Here is a 16,893-nt window from a genome sequence, read left to right as displayed (position 1 = left end):
GATTCCTTCTTGGGTTGGGGGCGCTCACGTGGAGAGCCCGGTGGCGATGCGCTCGGTGTTGCCGCGCATCAAGTCGAGGTAGGTGGGTGCGGCGCCGTCCGGCCCCGTGAGCGACTCGGTGACGAGCTCGACCACGTCGACCTCGCGGCCCGCCTCATCGGCGAGCACTTGCACGAGACGGTCCGGTTGGGAGGACTCCGCGAAGATGGTGGTGACGCCGGCCCCGTCGATAGCGGCGACGAGGTCGCGCAGGTCGCTCGCGCTCGGTGCAGCGAGGGTCGTGCCGCTCGGGATGACCGCCCCGATCACGCGGAAATCGAATCGGTCGGCGAGGTAGCCGAAGACGTGGTGGTTCGTGACGAGCGCGCGCCGTTCGGCCGGGATCCCGGCGAACGTCTCGGTCATGTCGGCGTCGAGCGCGCGGAGCTCGGCGAGGTACGCGTCGGTCTTCGCCGCGATCACGTCGGCATCGACACCCTCGATCTCGGCGAGACGGTCGCCGAGCGCGGTGACGACGTCGATCATGCGGGCCGGATCGGTCCAGAAGTGGGAGTCGGGCTGACCGGCGGAATCCCCGTCGGCGTACTCCAGCACGTCGAGGTGGTGCCCCGCCAGGAATGCGGGAACTCCGTCGGACTCGGCCGCGTCGACGTGCGCGATCAGGCCCTCTTCGAGCCCGAGTCCGTTGGCGACGATGAGCTCCGCACGTCGAAGCTCCGCTGCGGTGCGGGCGGAGATCTCGAAGGAGTGCGGGTCGGCCCCGGGAGGCATCATCGTGAGCACCTCGGCCTCGTCCCCGACCAGCTCGCCGACGACATCGCCGAGGATGTTCGTCGTCACCGCCACGAGCGGCCGATCGGAACCGGGCGCACTGCATGCAGCCAGCGGAATGACGGAGAGCGTGCCGGCGATGAGGACGGCTGCCGCGCGCAGCGTGCGCCGGGATCGAGGGACGCGGCGGATCATCGGCCCGTCTCCACGAGGAACCGGGGTTCGCCCGGCGTCTCGAACGTGCGGGCGACGCGGGCGCCGTCGGCGAAGTCGATCTCGAACAGTCGATGCTCCGTGGGCGCATTGAGGTAGGCGCGGTGCTGGTCGGCGATGAGCTCGACTCCCGTCGCAAGCGGGTCCGCCGTCGAGGCGGTGACGAGCGGACCGGTCGTGGCGAGCCGCTCGCCGGTATCTCCCGAGAGCACGAGCACGCGTCCGTCGTGCGTGAGGGCCAGCACGTGCTGCTCGGCGTCGTCGACGGCTGTCGCCTGCACGATCGGCTCGCCCGCATCGAGGAGGCCCCACGCGCGTTCGCGCGTGTCGAGCAGCCAGATCGCCGATGCGCCACCGACGGCGGCGACGGTCGGGCGTCCCTCACGGGCGCGGAACTCCTGCGCCGGCTGCGCGCTCGTTCCGGTGGGATACGGGATGTGCTCGAACGCGATGGCACCGTTCTCGTCGATCGTCGCGAGCAACGCGCCGTCCCGGCATCCGACGACCACACCGACGACGGTCGTGATCGTGCCACGAGCCTCGGTGCAATCGGCCGCGCCGAGGGGGGCGCCCGTGCGGTCGAGCGCCCGCAGCCGCGAGGTGATGCCGTCAGCGCCCGGCTCGGTGACGAGGGCGCGTTCGCCGATCGGCACGATGAGCCCATCGTGGGGGGTGACGTCGATGCGGAAACGTTCGTCGATGGAGCCGTCTCCGAGTGTCTCGGCGGCGAGGAGCACGGCTTCGCCCGACTCCGGGAAGAAGAGCCCGGCGCCGGCGTCGTTCGCCGACACCGTCGCGCGTCCGCCTCCGGCGACATCGCCCAGAACAGACGCTTCGGCGCGGTAGTAGTGGAAGTGGTCGACGTGGCTCCACGTCCAGACGCCGCTGTCGATGACCGTCACCGCGCCGGCGTCCGGCCGCACCGCGTACCCGTAGCGCCCGTCGGTGACCAGGTCGCCGACCGCGTCGAGGTCGCCGAGTTCATCGACGGATTCGTCGAGCAGGTCGAGGTGGCTCACCGCTCCGCGCTCGTCGACGGTGAGCAGGTGCAGTTGCGGTTCGGCGAGCTCCTGTGCGCCGGCGATACGGCCGTGACCATCACCGAGCGCGGTGGCATCCGAGGGTGCGGTGACACCGTCACCGGTCGCCTGGGCGCAGGCGGCGAGTGCGACCACCGTCGCGATGGCGAGGAGGGATGAGGAGGAGCGGCGGAGCACGGGTGCCTTTCAGTCGGTGGTTGCGGAAACGGGGATCGGTGCGTGCGCCGGGGCCGGCGACGTCGGCGAGGGAGATGGCGGCTGCGCCGCCGACCGGGACCGGCGGTTCGCGATCGAGTCCGCGCCCGCGCGCACGGCGGCCGAGAGCGGAGCGGCAGCGACCGCGACGAGGGCGATCGTGGCGCCCGCTGCCGTGGCGCCGTGCCAGGAGATCAGCAGCCCGGCCCAGACGGCCACCGACCCGATGGCCGCGGCGAGTGCCATGGTCGTCGGGATGCGCCGGGTCCAACGCGCGGCCGCGACCGCCGGGCCGAGCAGCATGCCGAGCACGAGCAGTGAGCCGACCGCCTGGTACGCCGACACGACGGCGAGGGCGACGAGGCCGATGAGCAGGGCCTGCGCGAGGCGCGGCCGGAGATGCAGCAGTTGCGCCTGCCGCGGGTCGACGGCGAGGGCGACGAACGCCCGATGCCATGCGAACGCGAGGATGGCGGTGAGTGCGGTGGCGCAGGCGAGCATGACGAGCTGTCCCGCCTGGACGGCGAGGATGTCGCCGAACAGGATCGCGGTCGCGTCCGTCGCGAAGCTCCGCGTGCTCGAGATGATCACGACGCCGAGTGCGAGGCTCGCGACGAAGAGCAGGCCGATGCTGGTGTCGGCGGAGAGCCGCCAACGGCGTTGCACCAGGCTGACCCCGACCGACATCAGGGCGGCACTGGCGGCGGCACCCGCGAGCGGAGGGAAGCCGACGAGGGTCGCGACGGCCACGCCGGGCAGCACGCCGTGTGCCATCGCCTCCCCCAGGAATGCCATGCCCCGCGTCACCACCCAGGTGCCGACGAGCGCGCACAGCACCGCCACGAGGACGCCGCCGGTGAGGGCGCGCAACATGAAGGCCGTGGTGAAGGGGTCGGTCAGGAAGGTCACGATCGATGACCGTAGCATTAAATGAGAATGATAATCATTTGCTACAGTCGGGGCGTGTCGTCACACCAGCGCCCCGAGCAGATCCCCCGCACGCCCTCCGCCACCGATGCGGTCGTGGTGCGCGCGACCGGCGTGGAGGTGGATCTGGAGGGGCATCCGGTGCTCCGCGGCATCGACCTCACCGCCCACGCGGGTCAGGTCACGGCCATCGTGGGGCCGAACGGATCCGGCAAGTCGACGCTCATCGGGGTCCTCGCCGGGCTCATCCGGCCGCGCGCCGGCCAGGTGGAGCACGCGTTCCCCGGCGACGTGGCGCTCGTGCCGCAGGACAGTCCGCTCTCCGGCCCGTTACCACTCACCGTCGGCGAGCTCGTCGCGATGGGCCGCTGGCGTCGCGCAGGGTTCTGGCGCCGCTTGTCGCAGCACGATCGCTCGATCGTCGATGAGAGCCTCGAGACCGTGGGGCTCTCGGATTTGAGACGCCGACCCGTCGGGGCCCTGTCGGGCGGCCAGCGCCAACGTGCGCTGCTCGCGCAGGGCCTCGCCCGGCGCGCCCCGCTGCTCCTACTCGACGAGCCGATGTCCGCCCTCGATGAGGCCTCCGTCGTGGGCGCCAATGCCGCTCTCGCAGCGGCGACGACGGCAGGCGCCGCCGTGGTCGTGGTCACCCATGACCTGGGCGAGCTGAACGACGTCGACACCGTCGTGCACCTGGCGTCGGATCGATAGGTGCGACGACGGCGCCGTGGAGCAGCCCCTACCGCCGAAGCACCCTGCGCGCGAGCCAGTTGCCCAAGAACTGCGCGCCCTGTACGAACACGACGATGAGCAGCACGGCGGCCCACGTGATGACGGGCTCGAACTGACGGTATCCGTACACCTGCGCGAAGTTGCCGAGACCGCCGCCGCCGATGAGTCCGGCCACAGCGGTCATGTCCACGATCGCGACGAGGACGAAGGTGTAGCCGAGGATGAGCGGCCCGAGCGCCTCGGGAAGAACGACGGTACGGAGGATGCGGATGGGCCCTGCGCCCATCGCCCGCGCCGCCTCGATCACGCCGGGCGAGACCGTGAGCAGGTTCTGCTCGACGATGCGGGCGATCGCGAAGGATGCGGCGATCGACAGCGCGAAGACGAGGGCATCGTTGCCGATGCCCGTGCCGATCACGAGCCGTGAGAGCGGCTGCACCGCTGCGATGAAGATGATGAACGGGATCGGCCGGAAGAAGTTGATGACGACGTTCACGACGTTGTAGACGGTGCGGTTCGAGAGCAGGCTCCCCGGCCTGGTCGTGTACAGCACGGTGCCGAGCAGGAGGCCGATCAGACCACCGATGAGCAGCGTGAGGCCCACCATGTACAGCGTCTCGACGGCGGCGACCCAGAACTCGCCCTGCAGTTCGTAGAGGCGATCCATCACGACACCTCCGTCACGTCGACGCGCGAGGAGATCTCTGCGAGGACAGCGTCGATCGCGACATCCGTGCCCCTGATCGCAAGGGTGAGGTGCCCGAATGCGCGCCCCTGAATGTCGTTGATGCCGCCGTAGACGAGTTCGAACTCGACGCCGGCCGTCGCGAGCGCGACGAAGACCGCGGCTTGCGATGCATCGCCGTCGCGGAACGAGATCGTGACGATCCGTCCCTCGTGCCGCTCGCGCAGCACGGCGAGCTCGGCGGGCGAGGGGATGCCCTTCACGACGGTCGCCACGAAGCGCTGCGACGACGGGTTCCGCGGGTTCGAGAACACGTCGAACACGCCGCCGGCCTCGATGACGCGGCCACCGTCCATGACGGCGACCTTCGTCGCGATCGACTGGATCACGTCCATCTCGTGCGTGATGACGATGATGGTGACGCCGAACTCGCGATTGATGCGCTTCAGCAGTTCGAGCACCTCCTGCGTCGTCTCGGGGTCGAGCGCGCTCGTCGCCTCATCGGCGAGCAGCAGCCGGGGCGAGGTGGCGAGCGCCCGGGCGATGCCGACCCGCTGCTTCTGCCCGCCCGAGAGCTGGTCGGGGTAGTTCTTCGCCTTGTCGGTGAGTCCGACGAACTCGAGCAGCTCGGCGACGCGCGCCGAGATCTCCTGCTTCGATGCGCCGGCGACCGTGAGGGGGTAGGCGATGTTCGCCCACACCGTCTTCGAGTTGAAGAGGTTGAACTGCTGGAAGATCATGCCGATGCCGAGGCGGATGCCGCGGAGCTCGCGCTCGGGCATGGTCGTGATCTCGTGGCCGTCGACCTCGATCGAGCCGGAGGTCGCGGGTTCCAGGGCGTTCACGAGCCGCACGAGCGTGGACTTGCCGGCTCCCGAATAGCCGATGATGCCGAAGACGTCACCGGACTCGACCTCGAGGCTGACGTCGTCGATCGCGACGACGGGTGCGGCGCCGCGCTCGGATGCCGGGTAGGTCTTGGTGACGTTTCGCAGGGCGACGAGCGCCATGGTGCTCTCCTCTCAACGCCGAGTTCGGCGAAGCCGAACGTCGGCGACGCCGAACCGGGCGGCGAACACCGAGTCCGGTGCTCGCCGCCCGTGGCCGCGGATCATCGATCGCGCGCGGGCGATCAGCCCTTGGCGGCCTTGGTGTCGGCCTCGACCTTGGCGAGCGACTTCTCGAGGTCTGCGACCGGGGTCGTCACCGCGACAGCGGTGTTCCCCGAGGCCTCGAGGAGGCCTGCCTGCACCTCGGGGTCGGTCTGGAAGATCTCCACGAGCTTCAAGTAGGTCTCGTTGTCCGCATCTTCGGCGCGTGCGGCGAAGATGTTGACGTAGGGCAGCGCGTTCGGGTCGCTCGGGTCGTCCTGCGCGATCGCGTCCTCGAAGGTGAGACCGGCGTCCTGAACGAAGTCGTTGTTGATGACCGCCGCGGCGAGGTCGGGCAGCGAGGTCGGCGTGAGCGAGGCCTCCAGTGCGGTGACCGCGACCTTCGACTTCGCCTCGTCGATGTCGGCGAGGTCGGAGAAGATCGTGCCGCCGCTCTTCAGTTCGATGAGTCCGGCCGACTGCAGTACGAGCAACGCACGTGCCTGGTTCGAGGCATCGTTCGGCACCGCGACGGTCTCGCCCTTGGGGATGTCCTTCACCGAGTCGTACTTCGTCGAGTAGAGCCCGAGCGGGTAGATCGCGGTCGAGCCGATCGGCGCGAGGTCCTCACCGCTCGAGACGTTGTAGTCGGCGAGGTAGACGATGTGCTGGAACTGGTTGAGGTCGAGCTCACCCTCGGTCGTCGCCGGGTTCGGCTGCGCGTAGTCGGAGAAGTCGACGATCTCGATCTCGATGCCCTCGTCGGCCGCGGCCTCTTCGAAGGCCGGCCACTGCGGGTCGGCCTTGCCGACGACGCCGATCGTGATGACCTCGTTCGAGGCCCCGGACCCCTCACCCGCGGCGGGTGCCGCGCACGCGGCGAGGGTGAAGACGAGCGGCACTGCGGCGAGTGCGGCGATGAGCTTCGTCGGGCGTGACGAGTGCAGACGTGACATGGTGATTCCCTTTCGCTGTCGGCACTCGCGACCAGGTGCGGATGGCGTGGAGCAGGCATGGCTCCGCCACGGTTGGTGAACGGTGGGGGCTTCGATGCCGCGATCGCGGGTGCATCACCACGCTAGGCGAAGATTCTTTACCCGATCGCCAACCGGGTCACAGTGCGTCACAGCTTCTGCGACGTCACACCTCGAGCGACTCGGAAACTTCGAGCCAGCGGGTCTCGAGGTCGGCGACGGATGCCTCGAGCTCGCGCAACCGGTCGCCGAGCGACGTCAGGCCGACGTAGTCGCCCTGGTCGTGCACGGCGAGCTTCTCGTGCTGTTCGGCGATCTGCACCGCGAGCTTCTCGAGCTTGCGGTCGATCGAGCCCAGCTCCTTCTCGGCGTTGCGGCGGTCGGCGCCGGCGAGCGCTGCGATGGCGGGAGCGCTGCCCGCCGGCTTGGTGGTCGTGCCGGAGCCACCTGCCGGGGGCACGGCCGCTGCCGCGGCATCCCCCGCCTTGCGCAGTTCGAGGTACTGCTCGACGCCGCGGGGCAGGTCGCGCAAGTGCCCGTCGAGGATCGCGAACTGTCGATCGGTGACGCGCTCGATGAGGTAGCGGTCGTGGGAGACGACGAGCAGGGTGCCGGGCCACGAGTCGAGCAGGTCTTCGATCGCGGCGAGCATGTCGGTGTCGAGGTCGTTCGTCGGCTCGTCGAGGATCAGCACGTTGGGCTCCTGCAGCAGGATGAGCAGGAGCTGCAGTCGCCGCTTCTGGCCACCCGACAGGTTCTTGACCGGCGTCGACAGCTGCGCGGTGGTGAAGCCGAGCCGCTCGAGCAACTGGCCCGGCGTCATCTCCTTGTCGCCCACCTGGTAGCTCGTGCGCTGCTCGGCGACGACCGCGGAGACGCGCGAGTCCGCCCACTCGGTGAGCTCGTTCAGCTCCTGGCTGAGCGTGGCGATGCGCACCGTCTTGCCGCGCTTCACCCGTCCGCTCGTCGGCTGCACCGCGCCGGTCACGAGCCCGAGCAGCGTCGACTTGCCGGCGCCGTTCACGCCGAGGATCCCGGTGCGCTCACCGGGCGCGATGCGCCACTCGATGTCGCGCAGCACCGTGTGCGTGGCCGGCCCGGCATCCGTCGTCTGCCCGCTCTCGCGCGACGGGTAGGCGACGGTGACGTCGAGGAGGTCGACGACGTCTTTGCCGAGGCGCGAGACTGCGAGACGGTCGAGCTCCACCTTGTTGCGCACCGGTGGCTCGTTCTCGATGAGCTCGTTGGCGGCGTCGATGCGGAACTTCGGCTTCGAGGTGCGGGCCGGTGCGCCGCGGCGCAGCCACGCGAGCTCCTTGCGCATGAGGTTCTGGCGTTTGGCCTCGGATGCCGCGGCCGAGCGATCGCGCTCGACCCGCTGCAGCACGTAGGCCGCGTAGCCGCCCTCGAAGGGCTCGACGATGCCGTCGTGCACCTCCCAGGTGTTCGTGCACACCTCGTCGAGGAACCACCGGTCGTGGGTCACCACGACGAGTGCGCCCGAATCCGACGGCCAGCGCCGCTTCAGGTGCCCGGCGAGCCAGGCGATGCCCTCGACGTCGAGGTGGTTGGTCGGTTCGTCGAGGAAGACCACGTCCCAGTCGCCGACGAGCAGCGAGGCGAGTCCGACGCGACGACGCTGCCCGCCCGAGAGGTTCGCGATCTGCCCGTGCCACGGCACGTCGCCGAGGAGGCCCGCGATGACGTCGCGCACCTTGGCATCGCCCGCCCACACGTGCTCTTCGATTCCGCCGACGACGAACTCCGCGACGGTCTTGCCGGGGTCGACGACGTCGGCCTGGTCGAGCGTGCCGATGCGGATGCCCCGACGATGCGTCACACGGCCGCCATCGGGTGAGAGCCGACCGTCGAGGAGCTTCAGGAGCGTCGACTTGCCGTCGCCGTTGCGTCCGACGACGCCGATGCGGTCGCCCTCGTCGATGCCGAGGGTGACCTCGTCGAAGACGACGCGCGTCGGGAATTCGAGGTGCAGGCGCTCGGCGCCGAGGAGGTGTGCCATTTCCCTCCGAGCCTAGTCGCCGTGTCTCCGCGCTCCCTGCGGTCGGTCAGGGTCGCGAGGGGAACACGCGTGCGAAGCCGTGCACGGAGCGACGATCCGTGTCATCGTCGGGAATCTCACGCCGCCGCCAGGCCAGGAAGAGCTCGTCGAGCTGCCGACCGAGCTGCGCGAGCTCTTCGGGGTTCAGCCTGAGCCAGTAGTGCCCCGAAACCGCGACGTCGTCCCACGGCGGCTCCGCGGACTCCTGGAAGGCACGCGCCCGGTCGAACTGCCGCTCGAGCATGACGGCGTCCGCCGATGCCGCTGCGGCTTCGGCGGCCGGCCGGTCGCGGAACTGACCGGCGGACCAGCGCATCCCGCGCGTCACGAGCTTCCAGCGGCGCTCGCGGAGATCGGACGGATCCTGTGGAGCACGGGCGACGAGCCCGGCGTCGACGAGCGTCTTCAGATGGTGCGAGACGCTGCCGGTCGCCACGCCGAGCGCACTGGCGAGCGCGCCCGTGGTCGACTCTCCGTCGATCGCCAGTGCGTCCATGAGTCGCGCCCGAACGGGGTGAGCGAGTGCTGCGAGCGCCCGCACCTCGTCGATGGTCCGCACATCGTCTGGCGCACTTTCCTGCATTGCTCGAGTCTATCGAGTTTTCGCAAGCATATTTGCGCAATGTTCCTTGCGGAGATATCGTCCTCGCATGAGCACCACGGAGACGACCGCGCCCGGCCTCGAATACGCCCCCCTCGGCAGAACCGGGATGACGGTATCGCGCTTCGCGCTCGGCACCATGATGTTCGGGGCGGCCGGCAACACCGATCACGACGACTGCGTTCGGATCATCCATGCCGCGCTCGACCGCGGGATCAACTTCGTCGACACCGCCGACATGTACTCGGCCGGCGAATCCGAGATCATCGTCGGCGAGGCGCTCCGCGGTCGACGCGACGACGTGATCCTCGCGAGCAAGGGTCACTTCGCGCTCGAGGAGGGGCGCAATCGCAGCGGCAACTCCCGCCGCCACCTGCTTCGCGCGGTCGACGCGACCCTGACCCGTCTCGGTACCGACTACCTCGACCTCTACCAGGTGCACCGCCCCGATTTCGAGACCGACATCGAGGAGACGCTCGGCGTGCTCACCGACCTCGTCCACCTCGGAAAAATCCGCGCCTTCGGCTGCTCCACGTTCCCCGCCCACGAGATCGTCGACGCGCATCGGGTCGCCGAGTCACGCGGCCTGATGCGATTCCGCACCGAGCAGCCGCCCTACAACCTCCTGGCGCGCGGCATCGAGCGCGACGTGCTGCCCGTCGCCGAGCGCTGGGGAATGGGAGTGCTCACCTGGAGCCCACTCGCGTTCGGCTTCCTCACCGGACGCTACCGACGCGGCATGGGCACCCCGGCGCCCGAGGGCCGGGTCGCGCTGCGCCCGGCCTGGTTCGACCCCGGCGACCCGGTCACCGCACGCAAGCTCGACGTGGTCGAACAGCTGATCCCGATCGCCGAAGAGTTCGGCGTCTCGCTGCCCGCATTGGCAGTCGCGTTCCCGCTCAGCCACCGCGCGGTGACCTCCGTCATCATCGGGCCGCGCACCATGCCGCAGCTCGAATCGCTGATCGCCGCCGCCGCGGTCGCCCTCGACGACGAAGTACTCGATCGCATCGACGAGATCGTGCCGCCCGGAACCGATGTCTACGGACCCAACGCCGCCTTCGCCGTCCCGTGGCTGGTCGATCCGACCCTGCGACGCCGCGCCAGAACTCGAGGCTAGGCTCCGGCACCGGTGGGCCGGTCAACCGCATGGTCGACGGTCGAGCGCAGGCTGCCCCCGCGTCAGCCCGAGATGACGCGAGCGCCGTGCACCGGGCCGTGCACGTGCACGGCGTGCAGCCGAGCGGCCGACAGCGCCACCTGCAGCTCGAGCGCCGAGTCGGTGTCGTCGACGAGGAAGGCGACGGTCGGACCCGAACCCGAGACGAGTCCGGCGAGCGCGCCGTGCGCTCGGCCGAGGTCGAGAATGCCGCCGAGTCCGGGGGCGAGGCTCAGCGCGGCAGCCTGCAGGTCGTTGTGCAGGGATTCCGCCAGCCGCCGCGCGTCGCCGGCGCGAAGCGCCTGCAGCACTGCGGTGTCGACGACCGGCGCGGTGCCGTCGGGCACGAGGCTCAGGCGGGATTCACGCTGGCGATCGAGCTCGTGGTAGACCGCCGGGGTCGACAGGCCGAACTCGGCCACAGCCAGCACCCAGTGGAACGAGCCCGTCGCGAGCGCCGGACTCAGCCGGTCGCCGCGGCCGGTGCCGATCGCCGTGCCGCCGGACAGCGCGAACGGCACGTCGGCGCCCAGCTTGGCCGCGAGCGCGAGGAGCTCTTCTTTCGGAAGCGCCGTGCCCCAGAGGGCATCACAGGCGACGAGGGTGGCCGCAGCGTCGGCCGAACCGCCGCCCATGCCACCCGCGATCGGCACGTGCTTGTCGATCTCGAGCTGCACGCCCCCCGGCACGCCGGCGGTGCGGGCGAGGAGCCTCGCCGCCTTGATGGCGAGGTTCGAGCGGTCGGTCGGCAGGGCGGAGGTGTCGACGGTACCGCCGAACGAGACGCTGAACTCGTCAGCGGGCCACGCACGCACGTCTTCGTAGAGCGAGACGGCCTGGTACGCGGTCGCGACGTCGTGATACCCGTCGGCCTGCACCGCTCCGACGCGCATGAACAGGTTGATCTTGCCGGGCGCCCGAACGTGCACTGCCTCGTCGGTCGCCGCGATCGTCATGAGTCCACGCTAACCGACGGGTGGTGGGGCCGCGCGGGCGATGCGGAGGAAGTCCGCCATCGTGAGCTGCTCACCGCGCTCCTGCGGGTCGACCGCGGCCGCCTCGAGCACGGCCGTCGCCCGCCCGGAGGTGCCCAGCACGCTCGACAACGACTGCCGCAGCATCTTGCGCCGCTGCTGGAACGCCGCATCGACGAGGGCGAACGTGGCGAGGCGTTCGGCCTCGGTGCCCGGGGCATCCGCTCGCTCGAAGCCGACGAGCACCGAGTCGACGTTCGGCACCGGCCAGAACACCATGCGCGAGACCTGGCCCGCGGTGCGCCACCGCCCGTACCAGGCCGCCTTGACGCTCGGGGCGCCGTAGACCTTCGAGCCGGGTTCGGCGGCGAGCCGATACCCCACCTCGGCCTGCACCATGACGATGCCCGACTGCAGGGAATCGAAGTGCTCGAGCAGGTGCAGCAGCACGGGCACCGAGATGTTGTACGGCAGGTTCGCGACGAGTCGCACCGGTGCACCGGGCAGCTCGGTCACGCGCATGGCGTCTTCGGTCACGACGGTCAGCGAGGTGCCCGGTTGCATGATGTCGGCGGTGTGCGGCAACTGGGCCGCGAGCCGCTTGTCGATCTCGACCGCGATGACGGTCGCCCCGGCCTCGAGCAGGCCGAGCGTCAGCGAACCGAGCCCGGGGCCGATCTCGAGTACCGTCTCACCGGACCGCACTCCGGCGGTCTGCACGATGCGCCGCACGGTGTTGGCGTCGTGCACGAAGTTCTGGCCGAGCTTCTTCGTCGGCGTGACGTCGAGCAGCTCGGCGAGGTCGCGAATCTCGGCGGGGCCGAGCAGGCGCGGCGAGACCTCGACGCCCTCGGCCTCATGCCGATGCGCGTTCACGCCTCTGCGCCCGGTTCTGCCGCCGCGATCACGGGCTCATCTTGCCACGAGCCGTACACGGCGACCGTGTTCGACGCGAGTTGCGCGCAGAACTCGTCGAGCGGAGCAGCGAGCACCTCTGCCATGAAACGCACGGTGTGCGGCACGAGATACGGCGCGTTCGGGCGACCGCGGAGCGGCACGGGCGTGAGATATGGGGCATCCGTCTCGACGAGGATGCGGTCGCGCGGCGCGACCCGGAGTGCCTCGCGCAGGTTCTCGGCGTTCTTGAACGTGACGTTGCCCGCGAACGAGAGGTACCAGCCCGCTTCTGCCGCGAGCCGCGCGAGTTCCTCGCCGCCGGAGAAGCAGTGGAAGACGGTGCGCTCGGGCGCGCCCACGCGGCGGAGCGTCGCCACGACGTCGTCGTGGGCGTCGCGATCGTGGATCTGCAGCGCGAGCCCGTGACGCTTCGCGATGTCGATGTGCGCCTCGAAGGAGCGGAACTGCGCGCCACGCCCGCCTTCGCCGGTGCGGAAGAAATCGAGTCCGGTCTCGCCGATCGCCCGCACCCGCGGGCGCGCCGCGAGCTCGTCGATCACCGCGAGGGCGTCGTCGAGCCTGCCCGCCTGCTCGAGCTCCGGCGCCTCGTTCGGATGCAGGGCGACCGCCGCGAGGAGCCGGGGCTCCCGACCGGCCACCTCGGCCGACCATCGACTCGTCGCGACATCCGTGCCGACCTGCACCGCGCCGGCGATGCCGACGGAGGCCGCGCGCTCGAGGTGCTCGTGAACGTCGAGCGGCAGTGCGCCGTCGGCGATCTCCAGATGCGTGTGGTTGTCGTAGACGGCCACCGGCAGCGCTTCGGGTGCCGGTGGGTATTCGACGGCCCGGCCGCCGTCGGATCGGGTGCGGAGATGCTGCGGCGCCTCGCCCGGCCCCGGTGCCGGTCGGGTCACGCGCGCGACGCTCCGAGGCGCGTCACTCGGCCACCTCGACCCGCGGGAAGAGCGCCTCGAGAGGAGCCACCCGTTCGCCGGTGGTCCACTCGTGGGCGCGGTCGATGCGCTGCTCCTGCACGGAGCCGGGCGCGCCCAGCGCGGTCCAGAGCTTCGCCGTCGCCACCGGCAGCACCGGCGAGAGCAGCACGGCGAGCGTGCCGAGCCCGTGATACGCGGTCGCGAGCACCGTCTCGAGGCGGTCGCGCTGGTCAGGGTCTTTCGCGAGGGTCCACGGTTCCTCGATCGTGAGGTAGCCGTTGAGGGCGTCGACGAGCTCCCACGCCGCGCCGATCGCCTCGTGGATCGCGAGGCGCCCGATGGCCTCCCACGAGGCATCCGTCGCCCGGCGTTCGACCGCCGCGATCTCGATGTCGGCGGCGGTCGGCGTGCCAGCGGCCGGCACCACCCCGTCGCAGTAGCGGGTGACCATGGCGACGACGCGCGAGGCGAGATTGCCGAATCCGTTGGCGAGCTCGGCCTGGTACCGAGCCGCCAGGTCTTCCCATGAGAACGAACCGTCTTGCCCGAACGCGATCGCGCGCAGGAAGTAGTACCGGAACGCGTCGGAGCCGAACGTCTCGGTGATCTGCTCGGGCGCGATGCCCGTGAGCTTCGACTTCGACATCTTCTCGCCGCCGACGAGCAGCCAGCCATGGCCGAAGACGCCCTTCGGCACCTCGAGGCCGGCAGCCATGAGCATGGCCGGCCAGATCACGGCATGGAAGCGCAGGATGTCTTTGCCGATGAGGTGTTGGGCGGGCCAGCGGCGCGCGAACTCCTCATCGTCTTGGCCGTAGCCGACCGCGGTGATGTAGTTGAGCAGCGCGTCGAACCACACGTACACGACGTGCGATTCGTCCCACGGCACCTTCACGCCCCAGTCGAAGGTGGACCGTGAGATGGACAGGTCGGCGAGCCCGGACTTCACGAAGGACACGGCTTCGTTGCGCGCCGACTCGGGCTGCACGAAGTCGGGGCGCTCCTCGTAGAGCGCGAGCAGCTTGTCGGCGAACGCGGACATGCGGAAGAAGTAGTTCTTCTCGTGCAGGAGCTCGACGGGCTTCGAGTGGATGGCGCAGACGAGCTGGCCCTCGTACTCCCCCGCACCGGGAACGAGCTCGGACTGCTGCTTGTACTCCTCGCAGCCGACGCAGTAGTAGCCCTCGTACTCGCCCGTGTAGATGTGGCCGTCGTCGTAGAGCTTCTGCAGGAACTTCTGCACGTTCGCCTCGTGCCGAGCGTCCGTCGTGCGAATGAAGTCGTCGTTGGCGATGTCGACGGTCGCGAGCAACGGCTTCCACGCCTCGTCGACGAGCTTGTCGGCCCACTGCTTCGGGGTCACGCCGTTGGCCGTCGCCGTGCGCAGGATCTTCTGACCGTGCTCGTCGGTACCGGTGAGCATCCACGTGTCGTCGCCCGCCTGGCGGTGCCAGCGTGCGAGCACGTCGGCAGCGACCTCGGTGTAGGCGTGCCCGATGTGGGGCACGTCATTCACATAGAAAATGGGCGTGGTGATGTAAAACGAGGAGCCGTCGGCCATCCCCCAATCTTATGGGCGGGCGGATGGCCCGGCGTTCCGGTTACGACGCCGACGCCGCACGCTCCCGTCGCCGATGGCGGGCGGTACCGCCTCCTCGACATCGAGGTGCTCGTGCGGGGTCGGCACACCGAGCGTCACGTCCTGTTCCTTGACCGCCGGCTCCTGCACGCGCTGCCCGGCATAGCCCACGATGCGCAGCCCCAGCACGATCTTGCCGGGAGCCTCGCGGCGATCGAGAGCCCGATAGGCGTCGGCGACCGATTCGAGCGGGAAGATGTCGGCGATCGGCAGGCGGATCCGGCGGGCCGCGGCGAGCGCGGCGACGCGTCCGAGCGCGACGACGTCGCCGGCGTACAGCTTCACGGCGGCCTGCTCCTCCACGGCGTCCCAATCGAGCACCGTGAGGACCCTCGATCGCGGCACGCCGAGCGCGAGCGCCGCCTCGGTCTCGCCGCCCAGGAAGTCGAGGAATCCCGTGATCGGTCCGGGAGCCATCGGCCGCAGGCGCTCGGCGAGTTCGGGGCCGTACGCCACGGGCAGCACTCCGAACTGGCGGAGGAAGTCGAACCGCATCTCGGCGCACGTGCCGATCACGGTGGCGCCGCGCATGCGGGCGAACTGCGCCGCGAGGCATCCGACGCCGCCCGCCGCGGCGGTGACGACGATCGTGTCCGACGGCGCGAGCGCGAGACTCTCCACGGCGGTCCACGCGGTCGTGCCTGCCACGTACAGCGACCCGGCCACCTCCCAGGTCAGCTCGGGCGGCTTCGCCAGCAGTTGGCGCTCGGGCACGACGACGTGGCTCGCGTGCGCACCGCGGTCCACGAACCCCATGACTTCGTCGCCTCGGGAGAACGCCGAGACTCCGGGCCCGGTCGCGACGACGATGCCCGCGAGGTCCGTGCCCTGCGACGACGGGAAGCTCACCGGCCAGCGCTCGGAGTGTTCTCCGCGCCGGATCGCGCTCTCGACGGGGTTCAACCCCGTTGCGAACACTTCGACGAGCACCTCTTCGTCGCCCGTCTCCGGCATCGGCACGTCGACGATCTCCAGCACTTCGGGTCCGCCGTACTCGGAGAATCGCACGGCACGAGCGGGATCGTGGATCACGTCGTGAGTCATGTCGTACCTCCACCGCTGCGGGGATACTGCCATTCTCCGCCTGTGCCGCGGATTCCGACAGGGCGGAACCGTTGGCGAGCGCGCGCGTGAGCGACCTCGTGCTCAGCTGCGCTTGCGCGCTTGCAGCGCCGCCTCGTAGAGATCGCGAGTGCTGAGCCCGCTCTCGGCGGCGACGAGGGCGGCGGCGTCTTTCAAGCGGGTTCCGGATGCCGCGAGCTCGAGCACCCGTTCGAGCGCGTTCTCGGGGTTCGACTCCTGCTCGGGCGCACCTCCGACGACGATCACGATCTCGCCGCGCACCCCACCCTCGGCCCACGTCGCGAGTTCGCCGAGCGGGCCCCGACGCACCTCCTCGAAGAGCTTCGTGAGCTCTCGGCAGACGGCCGCCGGCCGGTCGGCTCCGAACGCCTCGGCGAGCGCGACGAGGCTCGCCGCCAGACGCGACGGCGACTCGAAGAAGAGCAGCGTGCGGCGATCACCGGCGAGCTCGGCCAGCCGACGACCGCGCTCCCCCGCCTTGCGCGGCAGGAAGCCCTCGAACGCGAACCGGTCTGTGGGCAGGCCCGAGACGGCGAGCGCCGTCACCACGGCGGACGGCCCGGGGATGACCGTGACCTGCACGCCCGCGGCGGCTGCGGCGGCGACGAGCGGGAAGCCAGGGTCGGAGACCGTCGGCATGCCGGCATCGCTCAGCACCAGCAGGTCGGCATCTCGGGCGAGCTCGACGAGTTCATCCGCCTTCTGTCGCTCATTGTGTTCGTGCAGGGCGATGAGCCTCGGCCGGTTCGCGATTCCGAGCCCGGCGAGCAGTCGCTGCGTCACCCTCGTGTCCTCGGACGCGATCACGGTCGTCGTCTCGAGCGCATCGCGGAGGCGCGCCGAGGCATCGCCGAGGTTGCCGATGGGCGTGGCCGCGAGGATGATCATGCCGTCAAGCATGACACTCGGGTGGTC

At 70.1% G+C, this 16,893-nt stretch carries 16 protein-coding genes; 2 read left to right on the top strand and 14 right to left on the bottom strand.

From position 1 onward, the window contains the following. Positions 1-24 precede the first annotated feature (24 nt). Genes aztC through aztB form a run of 3 tightly spaced genes read right to left on the bottom strand, consistent with a single transcriptional unit; the run spans position 25 to position 3,128 of the window. Complete coding sequence (gene aztC / locus AC6CH0_RS15285) at positions 25-966, bottom strand: zinc ABC transporter substrate-binding protein AztC (RefSeq protein ID WP_498102380.1); 942 nt, start codon at positions 964-966, stop codon at positions 25-27. After that, a complete protein-coding gene (locus AC6CH0_RS15280; RefSeq protein WP_498102378.1) occupies positions 963-2,201 on the bottom strand; it encodes a hypothetical protein in 1,239 nt (412 codons plus the stop codon). Before AC6CH0_RS15280 ends, aztC begins: the two co-directional genes overlap by 4 nt. A gap of 9 nt (positions 2,202-2,210) precedes the next feature. Then, positions 2,211-3,128: a zinc ABC transporter permease AztB gene (aztB, locus tag AC6CH0_RS15275; RefSeq protein ID WP_498102376.1), complete on the bottom strand. Its 918-nt coding sequence runs from the start codon at positions 3,126-3,128 to the stop codon at positions 2,211-2,213. 54 nt (positions 3,129-3,182) lie between these two features. On the opposite strand from aztB, the gene aztA reads away from it, so the two are divergent. Next, positions 3,183-3,857, top strand: coding sequence for a zinc ABC transporter ATP-binding protein AztA (aztA, locus tag AC6CH0_RS15270; RefSeq protein WP_498102374.1), 675 nt, complete (start codon positions 3,183-3,185; stop codon positions 3,855-3,857). 28 nt (positions 3,858-3,885) lie between these two features. On the opposite strand, the gene AC6CH0_RS15265 is transcribed toward aztA, so the two are convergent. The 5 genes from AC6CH0_RS15265 to AC6CH0_RS15245 form a co-directional block, all read right to left on the bottom strand. Further along, on the bottom strand, positions 3,886-4,545 hold the full coding sequence (locus tag AC6CH0_RS15265) for a methionine ABC transporter permease (RefSeq protein WP_498102372.1): 660 nt from the start codon (positions 4,543-4,545) through the stop codon (positions 3,886-3,888). After that, the gene (locus AC6CH0_RS15260) at positions 4,545-5,573 is read right to left on the bottom strand and encodes a methionine ABC transporter ATP-binding protein (protein WP_498102370.1); all 1,029 of its coding nucleotides are present in this window, start codon (positions 5,571-5,573) and stop codon (positions 4,545-4,547) included. The genes AC6CH0_RS15265 and AC6CH0_RS15260 overlap by 1 nt, the downstream gene beginning before the upstream one ends. 122 nt (positions 5,574-5,695) lie before the next feature. After that, the gene (locus AC6CH0_RS15255) at positions 5,696-6,610 is read right to left on the bottom strand and encodes a MetQ/NlpA family ABC transporter substrate-binding protein (RefSeq protein WP_498102368.1); all 915 of its coding nucleotides are present in this window, start codon (positions 6,608-6,610) and stop codon (positions 5,696-5,698) included. 184 nt (positions 6,611-6,794) lie between these two features. After that, positions 6,795-8,648: an ABC-F family ATP-binding cassette domain-containing protein gene (locus AC6CH0_RS15250; protein WP_498102366.1), complete on the bottom strand. Its 1,854-nt coding sequence runs from the start codon at positions 8,646-8,648 to the stop codon at positions 6,795-6,797. Positions 8,649-8,694: 46 nt separating this feature from the next. Next, on the bottom strand, positions 8,695-9,270 hold the full coding sequence (locus AC6CH0_RS15245) for an ArsR/SmtB family transcription factor (RefSeq protein WP_498102364.1): 576 nt from the start codon (positions 9,268-9,270) through the stop codon (positions 8,695-8,697). Positions 9,271-9,337: 67 nt separating this feature from the next. On the opposite strand from AC6CH0_RS15245, the gene AC6CH0_RS15240 reads away from it, so the two are divergent. Next, positions 9,338-10,408 (top strand): aldo/keto reductase, encoded by a 1,071-nt coding sequence (locus AC6CH0_RS15240; RefSeq protein ID WP_498102362.1) that lies wholly within the window; start codon positions 9,338-9,340, stop codon positions 10,406-10,408. 62 nt (positions 10,409-10,470) lie between these two features. On the opposite strand, the gene AC6CH0_RS15235 is transcribed toward AC6CH0_RS15240, so the two are convergent. The 6 genes from AC6CH0_RS15235 to rsmI all read right to left on the bottom strand — a co-directional run bounded on the left by AC6CH0_RS15235 (position 10,471) and on the right by rsmI (position 16,866). After that, entirely contained in the window at positions 10,471-11,403 is a 933-nt protein-coding gene (locus AC6CH0_RS15235; RefSeq protein WP_498102360.1) for a 4-(cytidine 5'-diphospho)-2-C-methyl-D-erythritol kinase, read from the bottom strand. 9 nt (positions 11,404-11,412) lie between these two features. After that, positions 11,413-12,297 (bottom strand): 16S rRNA (adenine(1518)-N(6)/adenine(1519)-N(6))-dimethyltransferase RsmA, encoded by an 885-nt coding sequence (gene rsmA, locus AC6CH0_RS15230; protein WP_498102358.1) that lies wholly within the window; start codon positions 12,295-12,297, stop codon positions 11,413-11,415. Next, positions 12,294-13,235: a TatD family hydrolase gene (locus AC6CH0_RS15225; protein WP_498102356.1), complete on the bottom strand. Its 942-nt coding sequence runs from the start codon at positions 13,233-13,235 to the stop codon at positions 12,294-12,296. The genes rsmA and AC6CH0_RS15225 overlap by 4 nt, the downstream gene beginning before the upstream one ends. Before the next feature lie 22 nt (positions 13,236-13,257). Continuing rightward, on the bottom strand, positions 13,258-14,817 hold the full coding sequence (metG, locus tag AC6CH0_RS15220; protein ID WP_498102354.1) for a methionine--tRNA ligase: 1,560 nt from the start codon (positions 14,815-14,817) through the stop codon (positions 13,258-13,260). A 9-nt stretch (positions 14,818-14,826) separates the two neighbouring features. After that, on the bottom strand, positions 14,827-15,939 hold the full coding sequence (locus tag AC6CH0_RS15215; protein WP_498102352.1) for an NADP-dependent oxidoreductase: 1,113 nt from the start codon (positions 15,937-15,939) through the stop codon (positions 14,827-14,829). Positions 15,940-16,041: 102 nt separating this feature from the next. Next, the gene (gene rsmI / locus AC6CH0_RS15210) at positions 16,042-16,866 is read right to left on the bottom strand and encodes a 16S rRNA (cytidine(1402)-2'-O)-methyltransferase (RefSeq protein WP_498102350.1); all 825 of its coding nucleotides are present in this window, start codon (positions 16,864-16,866) and stop codon (positions 16,042-16,044) included. Positions 16,867-16,893: the final 27 nt, after the last annotated feature.

Source organism: Agromyces sp. GQ35 (genome assembly GCF_059758475.1).
Note: the sequence above shows the minus strand (reverse complement) of the source record. Positions and strands in the feature narration are given on the sequence as shown.